At 39.6% G+C, this 15,412-nt stretch carries 16 protein-coding genes; 13 read left to right on the top strand and 3 right to left on the bottom strand.

Translation table 11 applies throughout. The features are described from left to right. Nucleotides 1–121: 121 nt before the first annotated feature. Nucleotides 122–505, bottom strand: a complete 384-nt coding sequence (locus V1502_RS08625) for a hypothetical protein (RefSeq protein ID WP_409253946.1) — start codon at nucleotides 503–505, stop codon at nucleotides 122–124. A gap of 200 nt (nucleotides 506–705) precedes the next feature. Here V1502_RS08625 and V1502_RS08630 point away from each other — a divergent pair, with 200 nt between their 5' ends. The 4 genes from V1502_RS08630 to V1502_RS08645 all read left to right on the top strand — a co-directional run bounded on the left by V1502_RS08630 (nucleotide 706) and on the right by V1502_RS08645 (nucleotide 3,943). Next, a complete protein-coding gene (locus V1502_RS08630) occupies nucleotides 706–1,002 on the top strand; it encodes an SDR family NAD(P)-dependent oxidoreductase (protein ID WP_409253947.1) in 297 nt (98 codons plus the stop codon). A gap of 124 nt (nucleotides 1,003–1,126) precedes the next feature. Beyond that, nucleotides 1,127–1,330: a hypothetical protein gene (locus V1502_RS08635; RefSeq protein ID WP_409253948.1), complete on the top strand. Its 204-nt coding sequence runs from the start codon at nucleotides 1,127–1,129 to the stop codon at nucleotides 1,328–1,330. A 7-nt stretch (nucleotides 1,331–1,337) separates the two neighbouring features. Next, nucleotides 1,338–2,534: an alanyl-tRNA editing protein gene (locus V1502_RS08640; protein ID WP_409253949.1), complete on the top strand. Its 1,197-nt coding sequence runs from the start codon at nucleotides 1,338–1,340 to the stop codon at nucleotides 2,532–2,534. Nucleotides 2,535–2,722: 188 nt separating this feature from the next. After that, a complete protein-coding gene (locus V1502_RS08645; protein WP_409253950.1) occupies nucleotides 2,723–3,943 on the top strand; it encodes an ISL3 family transposase in 1,221 nt (406 codons plus the stop codon). Between the two features lie 718 nt (nucleotides 3,944–4,661). Here V1502_RS08645 and V1502_RS08650 read toward each other — a convergent pair. Next, nucleotides 4,662–5,534 carry a glycine betaine ABC transporter substrate-binding protein gene (locus tag V1502_RS08650; protein ID WP_409253951.1) on the bottom strand — a complete coding sequence of 291 codons (873 nt, stop codon included), beginning with the start codon at nucleotides 5,532–5,534 and terminating at the stop codon, nucleotides 4,662–4,664. A 189-nt stretch (nucleotides 5,535–5,723) separates the two neighbouring features. Here V1502_RS08650 and V1502_RS08655 point away from each other — a divergent pair, with 189 nt between their 5' ends. The 7 genes from V1502_RS08655 (at nucleotide 5,724) to V1502_RS08685 (ending at nucleotide 12,785) form a co-directional block, all read left to right on the top strand. Beyond that, nucleotides 5,724–6,122, top strand: coding sequence for a GntR family transcriptional regulator (locus V1502_RS08655; RefSeq protein ID WP_409253952.1), 399 nt, complete (start codon nucleotides 5,724–5,726; stop codon nucleotides 6,120–6,122). Then, on the top strand, nucleotides 6,106–7,005 hold the full coding sequence (locus tag V1502_RS08660; RefSeq protein ID WP_409253953.1) for an ATP-binding cassette domain-containing protein: 900 nt from the start codon (nucleotides 6,106–6,108) through the stop codon (nucleotides 7,003–7,005). Before V1502_RS08655 ends, V1502_RS08660 begins: the two co-directional genes overlap by 17 nt. Then, nucleotides 6,980–8,932, top strand: a complete 1,953-nt coding sequence (locus tag V1502_RS08665; protein ID WP_409253954.1) for a DUF6449 domain-containing protein — start codon at nucleotides 6,980–6,982, stop codon at nucleotides 8,930–8,932. The genes V1502_RS08660 and V1502_RS08665 overlap by 26 nt, the downstream gene beginning before the upstream one ends. 23 nt (nucleotides 8,933–8,955) lie before the next feature. Continuing rightward, nucleotides 8,956–9,474, top strand: a complete 519-nt coding sequence (locus V1502_RS08670) for an RNA polymerase sigma factor (protein WP_409253955.1) — start codon at nucleotides 8,956–8,958, stop codon at nucleotides 9,472–9,474. Between the two features lie 471 nt (nucleotides 9,475–9,945). Continuing rightward, nucleotides 9,946–11,496 (top strand): hypothetical protein, encoded by a 1,551-nt coding sequence (locus V1502_RS08675; protein ID WP_409253956.1) that lies wholly within the window; start codon nucleotides 9,946–9,948, stop codon nucleotides 11,494–11,496. A 49-nt stretch (nucleotides 11,497–11,545) separates the two neighbouring features. Beyond that, nucleotides 11,546–12,214 (top strand): Type 1 glutamine amidotransferase-like domain-containing protein, encoded by a 669-nt coding sequence (locus V1502_RS08680; protein WP_409253957.1) that lies wholly within the window; start codon nucleotides 11,546–11,548, stop codon nucleotides 12,212–12,214. 247 nt (nucleotides 12,215–12,461) lie between these two features. Further along, nucleotides 12,462–12,785, top strand: a complete 324-nt coding sequence (locus tag V1502_RS08685; RefSeq protein ID WP_409254310.1) for a four-helix bundle copper-binding protein — start codon at nucleotides 12,462–12,464, stop codon at nucleotides 12,783–12,785. Between the two features lie 693 nt (nucleotides 12,786–13,478). On the opposite strand, the gene V1502_RS08690 is transcribed toward V1502_RS08685, so the two are convergent. Beyond that, on the bottom strand, nucleotides 13,479–13,706 hold the full coding sequence (locus tag V1502_RS08690; protein ID WP_409253958.1) for a hypothetical protein: 228 nt from the start codon (nucleotides 13,704–13,706) through the stop codon (nucleotides 13,479–13,481). 185 nt (nucleotides 13,707–13,891) lie between these two features. Between V1502_RS08690 and V1502_RS08695 the strand changes: the two genes are divergently transcribed. Together V1502_RS08695 and V1502_RS08700 are read left to right on the top strand one after the other, a co-directional pair. Continuing rightward, the gene (locus V1502_RS08695) at nucleotides 13,892–14,041 is read left to right on the top strand and encodes a hypothetical protein (protein WP_409253959.1); all 150 of its coding nucleotides are present in this window, start codon (nucleotides 13,892–13,894) and stop codon (nucleotides 14,039–14,041) included. A gap of 305 nt (nucleotides 14,042–14,346) precedes the next feature. Continuing rightward, complete coding sequence (locus tag V1502_RS08700) at nucleotides 14,347–15,378, top strand: STAS domain-containing protein (protein WP_409253960.1); 1,032 nt, start codon at nucleotides 14,347–14,349, stop codon at nucleotides 15,376–15,378. The last annotated feature ends 34 nt before the right edge of the window (nucleotides 15,379–15,412 follow it).

Genomic DNA, 15,412 nt, shown 5'->3' on the forward strand with positions numbered 1-15,412 from the left:
TACACCATAAAAGCGGTCAGAAGGATATTCAGCCATCTGACCGCTTTTGTTCATTTTAAGGCGTTTACCTGATCCATAGTAGGTAACACAAAAAGAGCACCAGCTTCTCAACATGTGCCTGTTAGTGAAAATGCTGGCTCCTTTTTAAATCTAACAACAAATGTTCAGGTACATGAATGGCTTTCTGCTTTTGCGGCTTATCATTATAGGATCTGTAAGAATACAGTTCCTTTTCCTGGGAATGTATCTTCAGCTGCAATATGGATTCATTCATCTTTCCCTTTGTTTCTAAGTGAAGGTAATACGGAAACAAATGAAGCTCGTATGTATTGTACTTGTTTCCGAGAAGAGTTTGGCTGGAATGCATGGTTTTTTCGTGTCTAATAATAAGGCTCAAAATCTCTTCAAAATCAACTTTTTCAACATTGTAATCTCTAATGATGTTCCCAATATCGCCTGTTACATTTTTAGAAAAATCCTTAATTTTATCTACAAAATGGTTCACATTGTAGTCCTCCTTTCTTTTTAAATTGCCCACAGAAAAGGTAATCATGCAAAACCAGAAAATGGGAGGGTTTGCGTTAACCTTAAAACCCACAGGAAGAGATAGGATATATTTTCAACCATATATAAAACATGGCAGAAAACTGACCCGATTCAATACCTGGACATGAACAAAGCCATCAGCCCGGATTAGTATCTGAAATGGAGCCCGGACCGGTCTTCACGGGAGATATGGCGGGTGCTGCCAAAAGACTTGATGGTAAAATGGCATTGATTACTGGTGGAGACAGCAGTATAGGGCATGCAGTAGCAATTGCTTATGCAAAAGAAGGAGCAGATGTAGCAATTGTCTACTTAGAAGAGAACAGTGATGCACAGGGAACGAAAGAGTATATCGAGAAAGCGGGAGGAAAATGTTTTTGTCAAAAGCAGTACAAGACACCATTTTCATATATCAGGACAGGTGCTTCACGTCAACGGCGCAACCATTGTAAATGACTAAAACAAACAGGCACTTCCTTTTACAGCGGAAGTGCACTTTGTCGTTTGAGAAATCGAGTTATTGGAAAAACATGTAGAAAGAAGTTTACAATCATTCATGAGGCTTCTAAGAGGCGTTCGTTTGTTTATCGTGTCATTATTGGCAGGGATTGCCCTTTTGGTCTTTGCATTTGTTGGAATGAAAGGGAAGGATCAGGACAATATTCAGAATAAGATCGTGAAGATTGGATTTATCCTGCTGGGTGCATTTCTCGTTTATGTAGGCGTCATTATTGTGATATCGTTGTTTACAGATCCATCAAGTTATATCGAACAGAGAAGGTGAGAAGAAATTGAAGGAAAAGCTGTATTATGAAGATGCATATCTTCGTGAATTTAAAACAAAGCTGATTTCACAACAGAAAAGTGAAGACGGTAGATGGTTTGTACAGTTGGAAGAAACCGCATTCTATCCAACTGGTGGAGGGCAACCCTTTGATACGGGTACTTTAAATAACAGCAGGGTTACAGAGGTGGAGGAAGTGGAAGAATTTATCCGCCATTATATCGACAGGCCTCTGGAAGGAACAAATGAAATAATCGGCAGTATTGATTGGACAAGGCGTTTCGACCATATGCAGCAGCATGCCGGCCAGCATATCTTGTCAGCAAGTTTCTCTGAATGCTTAGGATATGAAACGGTGAGTTTTCATCTGGGAAAGGAAACATGTACCATCGACTTAGACACCTCCTCTTTAACAGAAGAGGAGACCATAAAGGCGGAAACACTCGCCAATGAAGTGATTTTACAGAATCGGCCTATACATACAAAATGGATAACCAAAGAAGAGGTTGATCAGTATCCCCTCAGAAAAAAGCCTTCTGTAGAGGAGGACATCAGGCTCGTGTTCATACCCGAATTTGATTACAACGGCTGCGGAGGTACCCATCCGGGGAGCACTGGAGAAGTGGGTATGATCAAAATTTTAGATTGGGAAAAGCAGAAAAAGAATACAAGGGTGACCTTCGTATGCGGACAACGGGTGGCTGTCCAGCTTCATAAGAAAAATACCATCTTAAAGGAGCTGACCGGCATTTTGAATGCTCCTCCTTCCGAAATGGCTGCAGCCGTTCGGACGCTAATAGAAAACGGTAATAAAAATGAAAAGCTTCTTGAAGAAGCAAGGGATACGATTCTGATTTATGAAGCTGAGGATCTTATTAACTCGTCTGTGAAAATTAGTGGAGTGAAGGTTGTGTCGAAAGTGCTTCAGCGTCGTTCAATGGGTGATATGCAGAAGTTGGCCAGAACCATGCTCCAAAAAAACGATGTGGTCGTTCTATTGGTCAGTGAGAATGGTGATAAACTACAATATGTGTTAGGTTCAGGCTTATCATGCAACCAAGATATGAAAGAACTTATTAAAGTTGCCTTAGAGCTTACCAATGGCAAAGGAGGAGGCAACGCTACAATGGCTCAAGGGGGAGGCCGGGCCCTGATAACCGGCGAAGAGCTGCTTGACCGTTTGGTTGAGGCCCTTGCAATTTAATATTACGTTTCGAGGGCTGTTCCAGGATTGATCTTTGGGCAGCTCTTTTTTGTGGTGGTAGAAATGAGAGTGGAAAAGATTGGCTCTATTATATTTGTTGGGGTGGGTCTTAAGGCAAAAAAATACACGCAAGCTCCTATATCTTTTACACTTGAGTTGACTAGAAACAAGAAAAAGATAGGAGTTGCGTGTACATGCATTTTAACATGGTTTTACCTGGATTAGAAGGGGTTAAGATTTCGAAAGCGGAGGAAGTGGGAGAAGCCTTCCATCTTCACATTGAATTGCCAAAACGAAAGCATAAGTGCCCATCCTGTAATAAATGGACCTGCAGGGTCCACGACTATCGTCTTCAAAAAGTTCAACACCTCAAGCTTTTCGAACGGACATCTTATTTGTTCTACCGCAAACGTAGATATAGTTGCCCTTGTGGAAAACGTTTTTCGGAGGACAATACGTTTGTTCAGCGTTATCAAAGACATACAATTGAGTGGAATCAAGCCTTAGGCCTCCGAGTGATCCAGGGTAAGAACTTTAAAGATACAGCCCGACAGTTCCGTACTTCTCAAGCTACAGTCATAAGACGATTTGACCAAATCTCTGCCTCCCGTCTAAAAGAGGTTGAAAAGCTCCCGTCTGTCATCGCTATTGATGAGTATAAAGGGGATACAAATGAGGGGAAATACCAGCTTATCATTGCCGATGGGAAGACTAGAGAACCGTTGGACATTCTCCCTAACCGCTCTGTAACAACTATAAAGAACTACTTACGCGCAAAAGGGTCAAACGTGAAAGTGGTCGTAATGGATATGAGTCATGCTTTTAAATCTGCGGTAAGAAAAGCTTTGGGAACTCCTATCATTGTGGCCGATAGATTTCACTTTTCCCGTTATATACACTGGGCTCTAGAACGTGTAAGAAGGCGAGTACAAAAAGATTTTCATGCGTATGACCGTAAAAAGTGTAAGAGAATGAAGCACATTTTTCACAAGCCTTATGAACAGCTAAATGATAGGCAAATCTGGTACCTGGAAAGATACCTTGGACTTTCTGAAGAGCTGCGCACAGCTTATGCGTTGAAGGAATCTTACAGGTTGTGGTTTGAAGAAGGGAAAAAGCTTGGCCCTTCAGCCCCTGAAAAGGTTAAAGAGGGTTTGTACAACTTTTACCGTAAGGTTGAAAACGCAGAGTTAGAGGAATTTCAACAAGCTATCCAGACCCTGAAAAACTGGCAAGTAGAAATTTTAAACAGCTTTGCCTTCGGTTTTAATAACGGTTTTATTGAGGGGTTGAATAACCAAACTAAGGTCATTAAACGGAATGCGTTTGGTTTTAGACGTTATGATCGTTTCAGACTTCGAGTTTTATTACATCATCAATACAAGTTAAAGGGAATTCATGTAGGTTAAGGAGTAGGAGCAAGCACTCCTACCCCAACATTTGACGTAGAACCAAAAGATTAAACCATCGTGGGAAAATAGCTGTTATAGCAAACACCATAGAGAAATGGTATACAAGATATCATCTTCAGAAATCTTTCACACCAAGTTCTAGCTGTGGTTCAGCCCGATTCCCCAATTAGCAGGCTTCTTAAGAGCCTCTTTTAGGGGAATGGATGCTTGTTTTGAAGGTACCTGCCAGAAGGATTTATTTATGTTGTTAGTAGAGTCAGTTAAAGTAGGACTTTTAGGTTATCCAATAAGAGAGCTCTAACGGAGGATAACTTCGTGAAAATAAACTTACCGTACAAAAAGAAGGTTCTAAAGGACGATAAATTCTTCAAATTAAAAATATAGTCCTATAAAAGAGCTCTAAAGGACGATAATATCGCCTTAATAAAATTATCGTCCTCTAAGAGTGTTCTAAAGGACGATAACATCATCAAAAATAAAAATATCATCCTCTAAGAGTGTTCTAAAGGACGATAACATCGTCAAAAATAAAAATATCGTCCTATAAGATAGCTTTAAAGGACGATAACATAGTCAAACCAAGAGTTATCGTCCTATAAGGGCACTAAAGGACGATAACTCCGACACACAATTATTACATTTACTTAAACAGGCTTCCGAAGAACATTCAAGAATGCCGGCAGCCAACCACTGCCCCTCCACAAATCGACTTACATTACTGAAGCCACTGATCCACCAGTTCGCGATTCTCTTCAATCCAGGTTTTAGCCCCTTCAGCAGGGTCTCCCGCATCCTTAATGACAGCCATGAGGTTACCGAGAGACTCATCATCCATTTTCCAGTTATTCATCCACTTAATGACCTCAGGATGGTCCTCTTCGAATCCTTTCCTTGTCATATAATAAATATCATCCGCCTCACCATAGACTTTCTTAGGGTCTTCAAGATATTTCAGGTCGTATTCTGAGAAAGCCCAGTGCGGATTCCAAAGAGTGACAACAATCGGCTCCTTGTCTTTATAAGCTTTTGACAATTCAGCCATCATGGCCGGTCCGGAACTGGTAACCAAATCAAGTTCAAGCCCGTATTCGTCGACTGCGGTCTGTGTCATGGAGGTTAAGCTTGCACCAGGATCGATACCTACAATTCTGCCGCCGAATTCGTCTTTTCTGGCATTGAGTTCTTCAATACTTGTAATATCCTCCATGTAAGAAGGGACCACAAGGCCAAGCCCTGTATTTTCATACCAGATTTCATGCATATCAAGTTGATCTCCATATTTATCCATAAGAGGTTTGTCCGTATTAGGAAGCCAGACTTCAGGAGCTATGTCCAGTTCGTCTCGCGTTATCCCAAGCCAAACGGGCGCCTTTTCCATAGATTTTAGTTCAACTTGGTACTCTTTTTCTTCAAGGAGGACTTTCCACATGTTAGAGACGGCTATATTTTCAGCCCAGTTATTGAGACCAATGACAAGTGACTTATCGCCGCCCTCACCATTGCCTCCGTCTCCTTCATTATTACATCCGGTCAATAATATCCCGGTTGCAATCAAGCCCAGCACAATCAAATCCATGACCTTTTTCAAAATAAACACCCCATCTTCTATAAGTAAGTATTTTAAGTAAATTGTTTCCTAGTCACCTAAGGATTATGCAGAGCGCTGAAGAAAGATATTCCATAGAAATTGAAAAACTGCTTCCCTTTCAGATAAGTATTGAGTATAATTAACTGTATTAAGACACATAGTACACTGCATACAGACGGGAGGGTATTAATGTTCGAACTAGATTTGAGAAGCCGTAAACCGATTTATGAGCAGCTTGTTGATAGGCTTAAAGAATTGATAATCAATGAAATTTTAAAGGCAGATGAACAATTGCCCTCTGTGAGGACATTAGCAGGGGAGCTTACCATAAACCCTAATACGATTCAAAAAGCTTATAGAGAGTTAGAGAACCAAGGATATATTTATTCTGTGAAAGGAAGGGGCAGCTTTGTTAACCCTGCTGCACATACTCAGGATTCGGAAAAGATGAAGAAAGTACTATCAGACTTGGAAAAGCTTATTGCAGAAGGGATGTACCTCGGAATCTCTTCAGCCGAAATAATAGAACTCATCAAGAAAATAGAACATAACATAGGAGGAGGAAATACCTATGATCCAACTTCATGAAGTCTCTAAGCATTACGAGGGGAGAGAAAGTTTATGTAATGTCTCCTTTTCTATCGATAGAGGATCCGTTTACGGTCTGCTGGGGTCCAATGGAGCTGGGAAAACAACTCTTCTAAAAATTTTGAGCGGTATCTATCAGCCTGAAAGTGGCAGTGCAAACATAGATGGCGAACCGGTCTTTGAAAACGTCGCTGCAAAACAAAAATTATTCTTTTTAGCCGATTCACCCGGTTTCCTTCCACAGTATAACGTTAAACAAATGGCCTCTTTCTATAAACGTTTTTATACTAGCTGGAACGAAGAAAAGTTTATTGAATTAGGGCGCATTTTGGGGATTGATCCAGAGGTGAAGCTACATAAATTTTCAAAGGGAGTTCAAAGGCAGGCGGCATTCTGGCTTGCGTTATCGTGCCGTCCTGAAGTGTTGATTTTGGATGAACCGCTGGATGGCCTGGATCCCGTGGTGCGGAAAAAAATCAAGTCTGTCTTGATGGAGGAAGCCGCTCTACGCGGGATGACTATTTTAATTTCTTCCCATAACCTTGAAGAAATTGAAGATCTTTGCGACCATGTCGGGATTCTGCATCAGGGGCATCTTTTAGTTGAAAAGGAATTGGACGAATTGAAGTCTGATTTTCACAAAATCCAAGTTGCTTTTCGAGATGAGCCCCCAAGAGAATTGTTTGCCAATCTGCATGTATTACAGAAAGAGCAGAGGGGAAGTGTCATATCTTGCATAGTCAAGGGCGATGAAAAGTCAATAGAAGCATTGGTGAAAAAATTCCAGCCGGTTCTTTTCGATGTCCTTCCTTTGACGCTGGAAGAAATATTCATTCATGAAATGGGGGATGCCGGCTATGCGTTCAAGCAAATCCTGGATTAATAAAGATATTATTATTCTCATACTCAGAAATACAGGATGGATAGGAATTATCTATTTTCTGGGACTGGTTTTTGCCCTTCCCCTAAATGTATGGATGATGATTTCCAGTGAGGAACCATCTTATCTGCTTACATACGGACACATGTTTCAAGTGAATTTTGTTATTCAAGCTGGTTTAATGATGGTCATTCCTGTCCTTTTGTCCATTTTTTCATTTCGCTACTTACATGTGAAGCAGCAGGCGGATACTATGCACAGTCTTCCTGTAAAAAGGGAAAAGCTGTACATTCATTTTTCAGCAGCAGGTATAACTATGCTGGTGCTCCCTGTTGTATTTACGGCGTTGATAATGGGATTACTTACTCTAACAAACGAATTGGGAACAAATTTCCAAGCACCCGAAATTGTCAGCTGGGCGCTGCTCACCATTTTAATGGTCGTCTTATTCTATATATGCGGCATAACTGTAGCGATGTTGACAGGGCTTTCAGTAGTGCAGGCTGTATTGACCTATTTATTACTTTTGTTTCCTTCAGTGATGTATATATTGACTGTGCTGAATATGAAAAATTTTTTGTTCGGATTTCCCAAGGAGTACTTTATGGCCGTTCAATCTGAAAACTTCTCTCCAGTAATAAAAGCAGGATTGTTCAATGAGGTACAGCTTTCGGTTACAGAAGTTATTATTTACATAATCCTGATCTTAGTGTTCTGGATTCTTGCCCTCTTTCTATATAAAAGAAGAAAAATTGAAATGGCGTCTCAAACCTTGGCGTTTCCTATATTGCAGCCTGTTTTTAAATTTTTTCTGATCATCGGGCTCATGTTGATTTCAGGAGGTTATTTCAGTGAAATGCAGAAAACACTGCCTTGGACGCTGTTTGGCTATTTGATTGGATTTGCATTTGGTTACCTGCTATCAGAAATGATTGTGCAGAAGACATGGCGAATTCGGCTGAAGCTGAAAGAAATTGCTTATTTTGCATTATTTCTGGTTGTTATAGGCGTCTTCTTTCAGCTAGGTTTCAAAAACTATGAAACTTACATACCAGAAGCCAAGGAAATTGATAAGGTTTATTTTAATACGCATATTTATTCCTATTTGGATGAATATGAAGAAGAACCGGTTCGATACCTTTCCAGTGAGGATAATATTCAAAAGGTAAGAGAACTTCAACAAGCGGTCATAGCTGATAGAGGTAGTAAAGGATCGGAGCAATTGTATTTAGTTTATGAATTAAAGACAGGGAAAAAAGTGGTACGACACTATGAAATTAATCGCAATCACTTTGACTTTTATTATGAATCCATTTATGAGACGGCTGAGTATAAGGAGACAGTTAATCCAATTTTAACTATTGATACTCATCTTGCAGACAAAATGACGATATCAGCAAGAGGAATACAAAATAAACAGGTGGCCATTAGTGAGGAAAATCTTTTACAAGAAGCGATAAATGTTCTGAAGAAAGAAGCGCTGGAAGAGTCTTATGAGAGCATGGTGGACAGATCTGAAACTCTGTATGATATTGAGATTCTTCTTTCAAATAATCAAAGAAGGTATTTACCTTGGAAACCATCTTATACCAATTTTAAAGAGTGGCTATCAAATAATGGACTGTTTGAAGAAGTGGAAATAACAGCTGAAGATATATCCCACATCCTTGTTTACAAACGTGAGGACCATCAATCATCCGTCGGGATGGATACCGATTTTCACCAGTCGATTTCAAAATTGGAGGAAGAGGGAATGGCTTTGGACATTACCTCCAGACAGGAGATCGAAGACTTATTGAAAATGGAATCATGGACAATGGAAAGTGAGTATATGGCTGCCATCTACTATAAAGGGCGTGATTATCCGGATGTTAAAGGAATTGCCGCTGATCAAATTCCAGATTATATAGTAAAGCATTTAAACAGGTAGGAGAGAAAAGGGGGGGAGCTTTCATGGAGGTTCACTTTGAGCATTTATACAAGCAATACCGTAAGCTGGTCTACCATATCGCACTGCGCATAACCAGAGACAGCAGTTTATCAGAAGATATTGTTCAGGAAACATTTTTGAAGGCGTATAGGAAAATCGACACTTTAATAGATATTCAAAAGGCTGGAGGCTGGTTGTCATCCATAGCCACACGTACGAGCATTGACTTTGTCAGAAAGGAAATAAGAGCAGGGGAAGTTCTTATTGATCCATACAACAAGGAGTTGGATTGTTTATTATCATCGACACGGGAAGATGTCGAGAGAACGGTGGATGTTACGCTGCTAAAAGAAGAGCTGGTAACCGAAATCAGACAATTGCCCCTTGCTCAACAAGAAGTATTTCTGCTTCGAGTCCATTATGGAATGAACGAGGAAGAGATAGCAGAAAAGCTGGATTTAAAGAGGAGCACTGTGAAAACCAGATTTTTCAGGGCAAGACAAAAATTAAAGAATGTTTATACATTGAAATATAGTGCTTAAAAGGGGTGAGGAGGAGTTTTCTTTATGGAGGCTCCTCTTTTTACATATAAGTTATACTCTCTAGTTGATTGTGGTCTTTTGGCCGAATCTGAGACCTCTAATTCGAATTTGAGCTGGATTTTGGTCTTATGATGATGGCTTCATGAGACACCCAAATACGAATTTGAGCTGAAAAGGGGTCTTATGAACATTTCATGAGGCACCCTAATTCGATTTGTAGCTGAAAAGTGGTCTTATGAACGTTCCATGAGACACCCTAATTTGATTTTGAACTGAACATCGGTCTTATGACAGCTTCATGGCAAACCCAGTATATAAAAAAATGGTTTATTCATCCAGAAAGCATTGACTTTTCGGAAAATTCCACCTAATATTTTACATGTGTCGATTTCTGTTACAGTTTTGTAATATAAACTATTACACTTTTTGTATAGTAACCTGATTAGAAAATAAAATATAAAGGATGTTACGATGAAAGAAAAATTAAAAGCATTTGGTGTTCCTTTACTGGCAGTCCTTGCACTAATCTCTGCGTTATATTTTCAACAGCTTTCCACGATGACGAAGCTGCCGAATGAAGAGTGGAGCCGCTCCATTGCCCTTGAGTACGAAGGCAAGGAATTACCTATCACCTTTCAACGAAAAAATGAACTTTACCTCACTAATGTTGACAAAGTGAATAAGTTTGTTATTGAAGATGGATTGACCATAGAAAGTACTGAAGAGATTGCCATGGATGTCCCCCGGGGATACCCTTTTTGGACAGATGGAGAAAATTTCATCACTCTCTCGAAAGGAGAATTAAGATTAACAGGTGAAGGAGAAACAAAGGTAATTGATGAAGAAGTTACCGGTCTTGCCACCGAAGAAGAGAAAGTTCTTTATTGGAAAAACGGAAAGATTTATACATATGATGTAAATAGTGTGGAGAAAACGGAAATACATACTTTTACGAATGAAATCATCGATATAGTGATCGGTAATAATGGCAGTTATGCGGTTGTTCATCAGAGAGATGATGCGAACGCCGACGTATTCTTGATGAATTCATCAGGTGAAATAACAGATAAGCCGGTACTATCAGTGAAGAATTCACTCTATGACCAGCTTGGCAGCCTTGTTTTGAATATCAGGGATGATGAGTTGACGATCATTTACGGAAGGCAGATGAGAACGGGAGGTTCGCTATCTTTTAACATGTATAAAGCAACTGGGAAAATCAGTGCTTTGGCGGATACCCCATTAACTGTCGATAAATTAGATTTCATTAATGGGGAGAGGAGCTCCAGTCTCCAAGCCCCGGATGATGCAGCGCTTGTAACTCTGAATGGAGAACTTCATCTTGTATTCACTGCGGAAGGTCAGAGGATTGGGGACAACAGTGATATGAGACTGTATTCAGGTAAGCTCCAAGAGGGCAGCCAAGTTGTCGCCAGGCCTGTTAATACGAATAGAAATGTTGCCCAGAACCCGATGAAAGCCAACGAAGAATCATTAGTGTGGATATCTTTTGATGGAGATTATTACCAGTTATATGGAGCATCGCAAAACAGTCGAGTGAAAGCTGAAAGTACGGAACTTTCAGCAGAGGATTGGAAGATAAGTGCCTATAATGCATTCCTGATGCTGTTCAGCAGCATGGTGACCGCATTGACTTCATTTTATTGGTACCTTCCATCTCTTACTCTTTTGCTGCTTCTTTATATTTTGAGACCGAATATATTTGAAAAAGATGATATTAATTGGGTGGAATATGCCTCTATTTTCCTATTCATCTTAATGCCCTTCACCTATATGAGTAAGGCGATGAATCCTTATTTTTATGAAATGGCACCTTTCTACTATACATTTAATTACAGCGGCACGGTGATTTTGATTATTATCACGATTATCTCTGCGCTGATCTGGAAGGTTGGCAGAGATCCGGAATGGGGAACTTTTGCAGGAGTTTTCTATTATTTATTTGTATATACTGCCCTGTATATCTTTTCTGTAGGTCCCTATATTTTTAATTTATTTTAACATTCTCATTGCCCGGTTATTGCCGGGTATTTTTTCAGGAGGAGATTCCATGGGCAAAATATTTATGTACAGTGACCAGGTCATTGATGAGAACCGCAAGATTGATAAGAAGCTCCTTGCGTCTTTTACTAACCCAGATCCTGTCATTGCATATATACCATGTGAAGGAGATCGAGATCGCAGTCATTACCGGAAACAATTAGGCTATTATCAAAAGTATGGCCTAAATAATTTACTATTCTTTGATATTACAGAGGAATATGACGAGGAGTTGTTGGAAGCGGTCAAAAAGAGTGATGCCATCCATTTGTCAGGTGGCAATCCGCTTATATTCCGCGAAAATCTCATAAGAAACGGTCTCCATTCATTTCTCATTGACTATTATCATGCGGGAGGCACGTTGATTGGTGTAAGTGGCGGGGCGGTCCAATCCGGGTTGAGCGCATCCTTATTTGACGTGTTTACGAATGGTCTGAGTAATGCCCGCCAAAGATTCACACAACAAGATACCCTTCAGTTAACTCCATTCGAGTTTCTTCCCCATTATAATCGCTGGACAGCCTCCTTTAAGAGGTCAGTGGAAGAATTCACCGAATTAACTGGAAAGGTGGTTTATGCTGCAGATGATGGGGATGGAATAGTTATAGAGTCTGAGGAATTATCTTTCTTGGGAAATATATATAGAATCCAAATGGGAAGGATTCAAAGGGTTTCATAAGGATTCTTTATTGGCAGCCTATGCTTAATCAGGCTACTATTTTAATGAGGGAATTGAACTCAGCTCTCGTCGTTAATGACTGTTAGAAAGACGTACAAAAATGCATTATTTGTTCAACTTGAAAATTAACCCCTTAAATACCAAGCTAATTATTTTTTTAATTGATAATGAATGCGTTAAAAAACCGTTTTATTATTATTCAGCAGGGTAATAGATGTATGTAAAATTTATTAAGGCGGTGACTATAATGAATCAATCGTATGAAGAATGTGTAAAAGCTTGTCAGGAATGTCTGGAAGCGTGCAATGTCTGTTTTGACAATTGTCTCCACGAAGATGATGTAAACAAGATGGCGGAATGTATCCGGTTAGATCGTGAATGTGCGGATGTTTGTTCACTTGCCATTAATGCTATGCAGTATGGAAGCCCTAATGTCAAAAGCATACTTCAGCTTCTTGTAGAAGTTTGTGAAGCTTGCGGCAACGAATGTAAGAAACATGAACACGAACATTGCCAGAAGTGTGCGGAAGCTTGCTTTAAATGCGTAGAAGAATGTAAGAAGCTTATTTAAAGGTAAAAGCAGTTCCTTTTATGGAAAAAGGAACTGCTTTTTTACTATGAATTCGTAATAAAAATCCATTCACCAAGGGATGAGAAAGGCGACTTAAAATAAGGGAAATTTTTTCCGCTAAACTGCCGAATTTAGCGGGAGAGAGGTAAATAAGGGAAGGATTTTCCGTTAAGAATGCTCAGTAATCCAATGTTTATGTTTTTTAAGTAAATAGCGGAAGATTTTCCCTTATTTGACCTATTTTCCTCGGCATTTCTTCTATAAGGGAAATTTCTTCCCTTATGATTTGATCTCATGGTGCTTTTACTATTTTGGTCCTTGCCTTTATGGTGGAAGGGGCCTGGAGTAAAGAATCGCCTATTATATAACCATAGTGGATTAAATCAGTTATGTTTTTTTTTACCTTTCCGCAAGAGAATACGCCACGTAAATCAAATTTATACAAAATATATTTCAGTATTGCGAAAACGTGAAGCGATTATAGATTCGAAAACACAGTTGAAAGTAAAAGATATGCTGTAATATCAATAAAAAATAGCATACGAATAATGGTGCGAATTCGTATGCTAAAGATTATGGATTTTTATGGTTTGTACCTCTAAACTGAACTACTTATTATAAAAGGAACAGCTTTTTTATAGGAAGGGACTATTCAACGTTCCCTCTATAACGACTTTGAACGGCTGCTTTTCTTTAGTTATAATCCTGTTGATATTTCCTCTCACTTGAGGATTGATCTTTTGTGTTGGACTTATTCCTCTCTTCGATTTCTTCTTCTCTAATATCTTCCAGTGGCAGGGGATCTACATTTTGCTCACTGTCATATTTGTCCAGTATACTTTGTTTGTCTTTATCGTATTGTTCAGGGTTGTCAAATTTTCCAAAACCTTTGCTGCGCTCTTCTTTATTATTGTCTTTCATTTGTATACTCCTCCCTCATTAAAAGTTAGCATTTCAAAGCTTCTTGTTATAGCATTATTCCTTATTTGGATTTTCCCTTTAAATACTTATGTCAAACAATAAATAGAGTCTTCCTGATATTACTATTTTGTGATTGTAATAAATAGGGTAAAGGTTACTAAATCAAACCAGAAGGAGTGATTTTCATGAAAAATCAAGGCAGCTGGTATACATCCAAGAATGAGAAATATGAAACCTGGAAAGGCAAACAAGATAAAACAGTCATCAACAAAAGCCTGCTTTATTACGGGGTGCCGTCTTTGGTCATGATAGGTCTCCTGTTATTGGGTGCATGAAGCTCTGCTATTTTACGCAGAGCTTTTTTAATTGTTTTGTAAACCATACCATCCACCATTCTGGAGACTATTAACAGTGTTATCCTTGAAAGTCATAGGCGCAAGAACTTCACGGACTTTGGGGTCATGCATCCCTGCGAGAACAAAAGGGAAGGATGGAGTTTTCCCCTTTAGAAAATCTGCCTGATGGGGCTGATTAATTTGGTTATGCTTTTGTACTTGAAGAGGGATAAGGGCTTTGGCTTTACGATTATATCAACTTGCGATAAATTAGTAGTATCAATAAAACGGGGGTCTTGGCACAAATGAAAAATTATAGCATTTTACATAAAGATCACATCAATGTAGGAGGGCTTGATTTCTCTTGGAATCTGGAAAAAGGATTGTTTCAGTTTGAAGGTGATGATGCTGTCTTATTTTGGATTACCTCCGCAATGAAATCCTTTTTTGATACCTTAGAAGAAATATCAGGAGAGGAAGCCGCCAAAGTGGTCTTGGAAACTACAGGATTTCGGCAGGGGCTTGTTGTGGGCCGTTACTTCGAAGGGTTGAAAATGCCGCTAAAAGATGTAGCAGAGGCTATCCCGGCAACCTATGCTTCAGCCGGCTGGGGAAAGATTGAAATCAGGGATTTGAATGAAGCTGAACACACAGCTACGGTAAGACTGGCAGACAGCTGGGAATATAAAATCAATGTCGCACAAGGAAAACAGCGAACGACTTCTTTCCTGGCCGGTCATTTTGCTGGTATTTTTTCAGGTCTGCTTGGGAAAAACGTATGGTTTTCAGTGGACAGAGATCAGATTGAAAAAGGGGATTACTGTGAGTTCAAGTTTGCCCCATCCAATATAACTATTGAAGAAAATATCCATGACTTGGCACGAAGATCAGAGTCTGAACGGATTGCAAAGCTTGAAAGCATGGTTGAAGAGAGAACACGGGACCTGACTGAAATGGTCAAAGAAATTTCCTCTCCTATTATACCGGTACTAGAGGGAATAGTAGTTGTCCCGTTACTCGGAAAGTATGATGAGAACCGTTCGGAAGATTTGATAACGAAAACGTTAAATAATCTTCCTAAACATAAGGCTGATTACCTTGTGATTGACCTTACAGGACTTCACCAATACATCAGCCAGTTCACTGTGGAGTTCCTCAGCAAACTTGCGTCAGCAGCCTCATTGATAGGGACAGAAACAATTCTTGTAGGAATCTCGCCCGAACTGGCCCAGGAAATCACAGGGACGGATATGAAACTATCCCGCTTCAGTTGTTTTTCAACATTAAAACATGGTATTTATTATGCCATCGGACAGCAGGGCAGACAGATTTTTTAAAAGAGGGCGGTTGATCCGCTCTCTTTTGTTTTAT

It is taken from the genome of Rossellomorea sedimentorum, assembly GCF_046237645.1.
Classification (GTDB): Bacteria; Bacillota; Bacilli; order Bacillales; family Bacillaceae_B; genus Rossellomorea; species Rossellomorea sedimentorum.

What these genes read in the sequence shown, in the direction of transcription:
- V1502_RS08695 (WP_409253959.1), top strand. Translation starts at nt 13,892, where the DNA reads ATGAAAAATCAAGGCAGCTGGTATACATCCAAGAATGAGAAATATGAA.
- V1502_RS08665 (WP_409253954.1), top strand. Translation starts at nt 6,980, where the DNA reads ATGCGTTCAAGCAAATCCTGGATTAATAAAGATATTATTATTCTCATA.
- V1502_RS08660 (WP_409253953.1), top strand. Translation starts at nt 6,106, where the DNA reads ATGATCCAACTTCATGAAGTCTCTAAGCATTACGAGGGGAGAGAAAGT.
- V1502_RS08690 (WP_409253958.1), bottom strand. Translation starts at nt 13,706, where the DNA reads ATGAAAGACAATAATAAAGAAGAGCGCAGCAAAGGTTTTGGAAAATTT.
- V1502_RS08680 (WP_409253957.1), top strand. Translation starts at nt 11,546, where the DNA reads ATGGGCAAAATATTTATGTACAGTGACCAGGTCATTGATGAGAACCGC.
- V1502_RS08630 (WP_409253947.1), top strand. Translation starts at nt 706, where the DNA reads ATGGAGCCCGGACCGGTCTTCACGGGAGATATGGCGGGTGCTGCCAAA.
- V1502_RS08700 (WP_409253960.1), top strand. Translation starts at nt 14,347, where the DNA reads ATGAAAAATTATAGCATTTTACATAAAGATCACATCAATGTAGGAGGG.
- V1502_RS08655 (WP_409253952.1), top strand. Translation starts at nt 5,724, where the DNA reads ATGTTCGAACTAGATTTGAGAAGCCGTAAACCGATTTATGAGCAGCTT.
- V1502_RS08675 (WP_409253956.1), top strand. Translation starts at nt 9,946, where the DNA reads ATGAAAGAAAAATTAAAAGCATTTGGTGTTCCTTTACTGGCAGTCCTT.
- V1502_RS08685 (WP_409254310.1), top strand. Translation starts at nt 12,462, where the DNA reads ATGAATCAATCGTATGAAGAATGTGTAAAAGCTTGTCAGGAATGTCTG.
- V1502_RS08670 (WP_409253955.1), top strand. Translation starts at nt 8,956, where the DNA reads ATGGAGGTTCACTTTGAGCATTTATACAAGCAATACCGTAAGCTGGTC.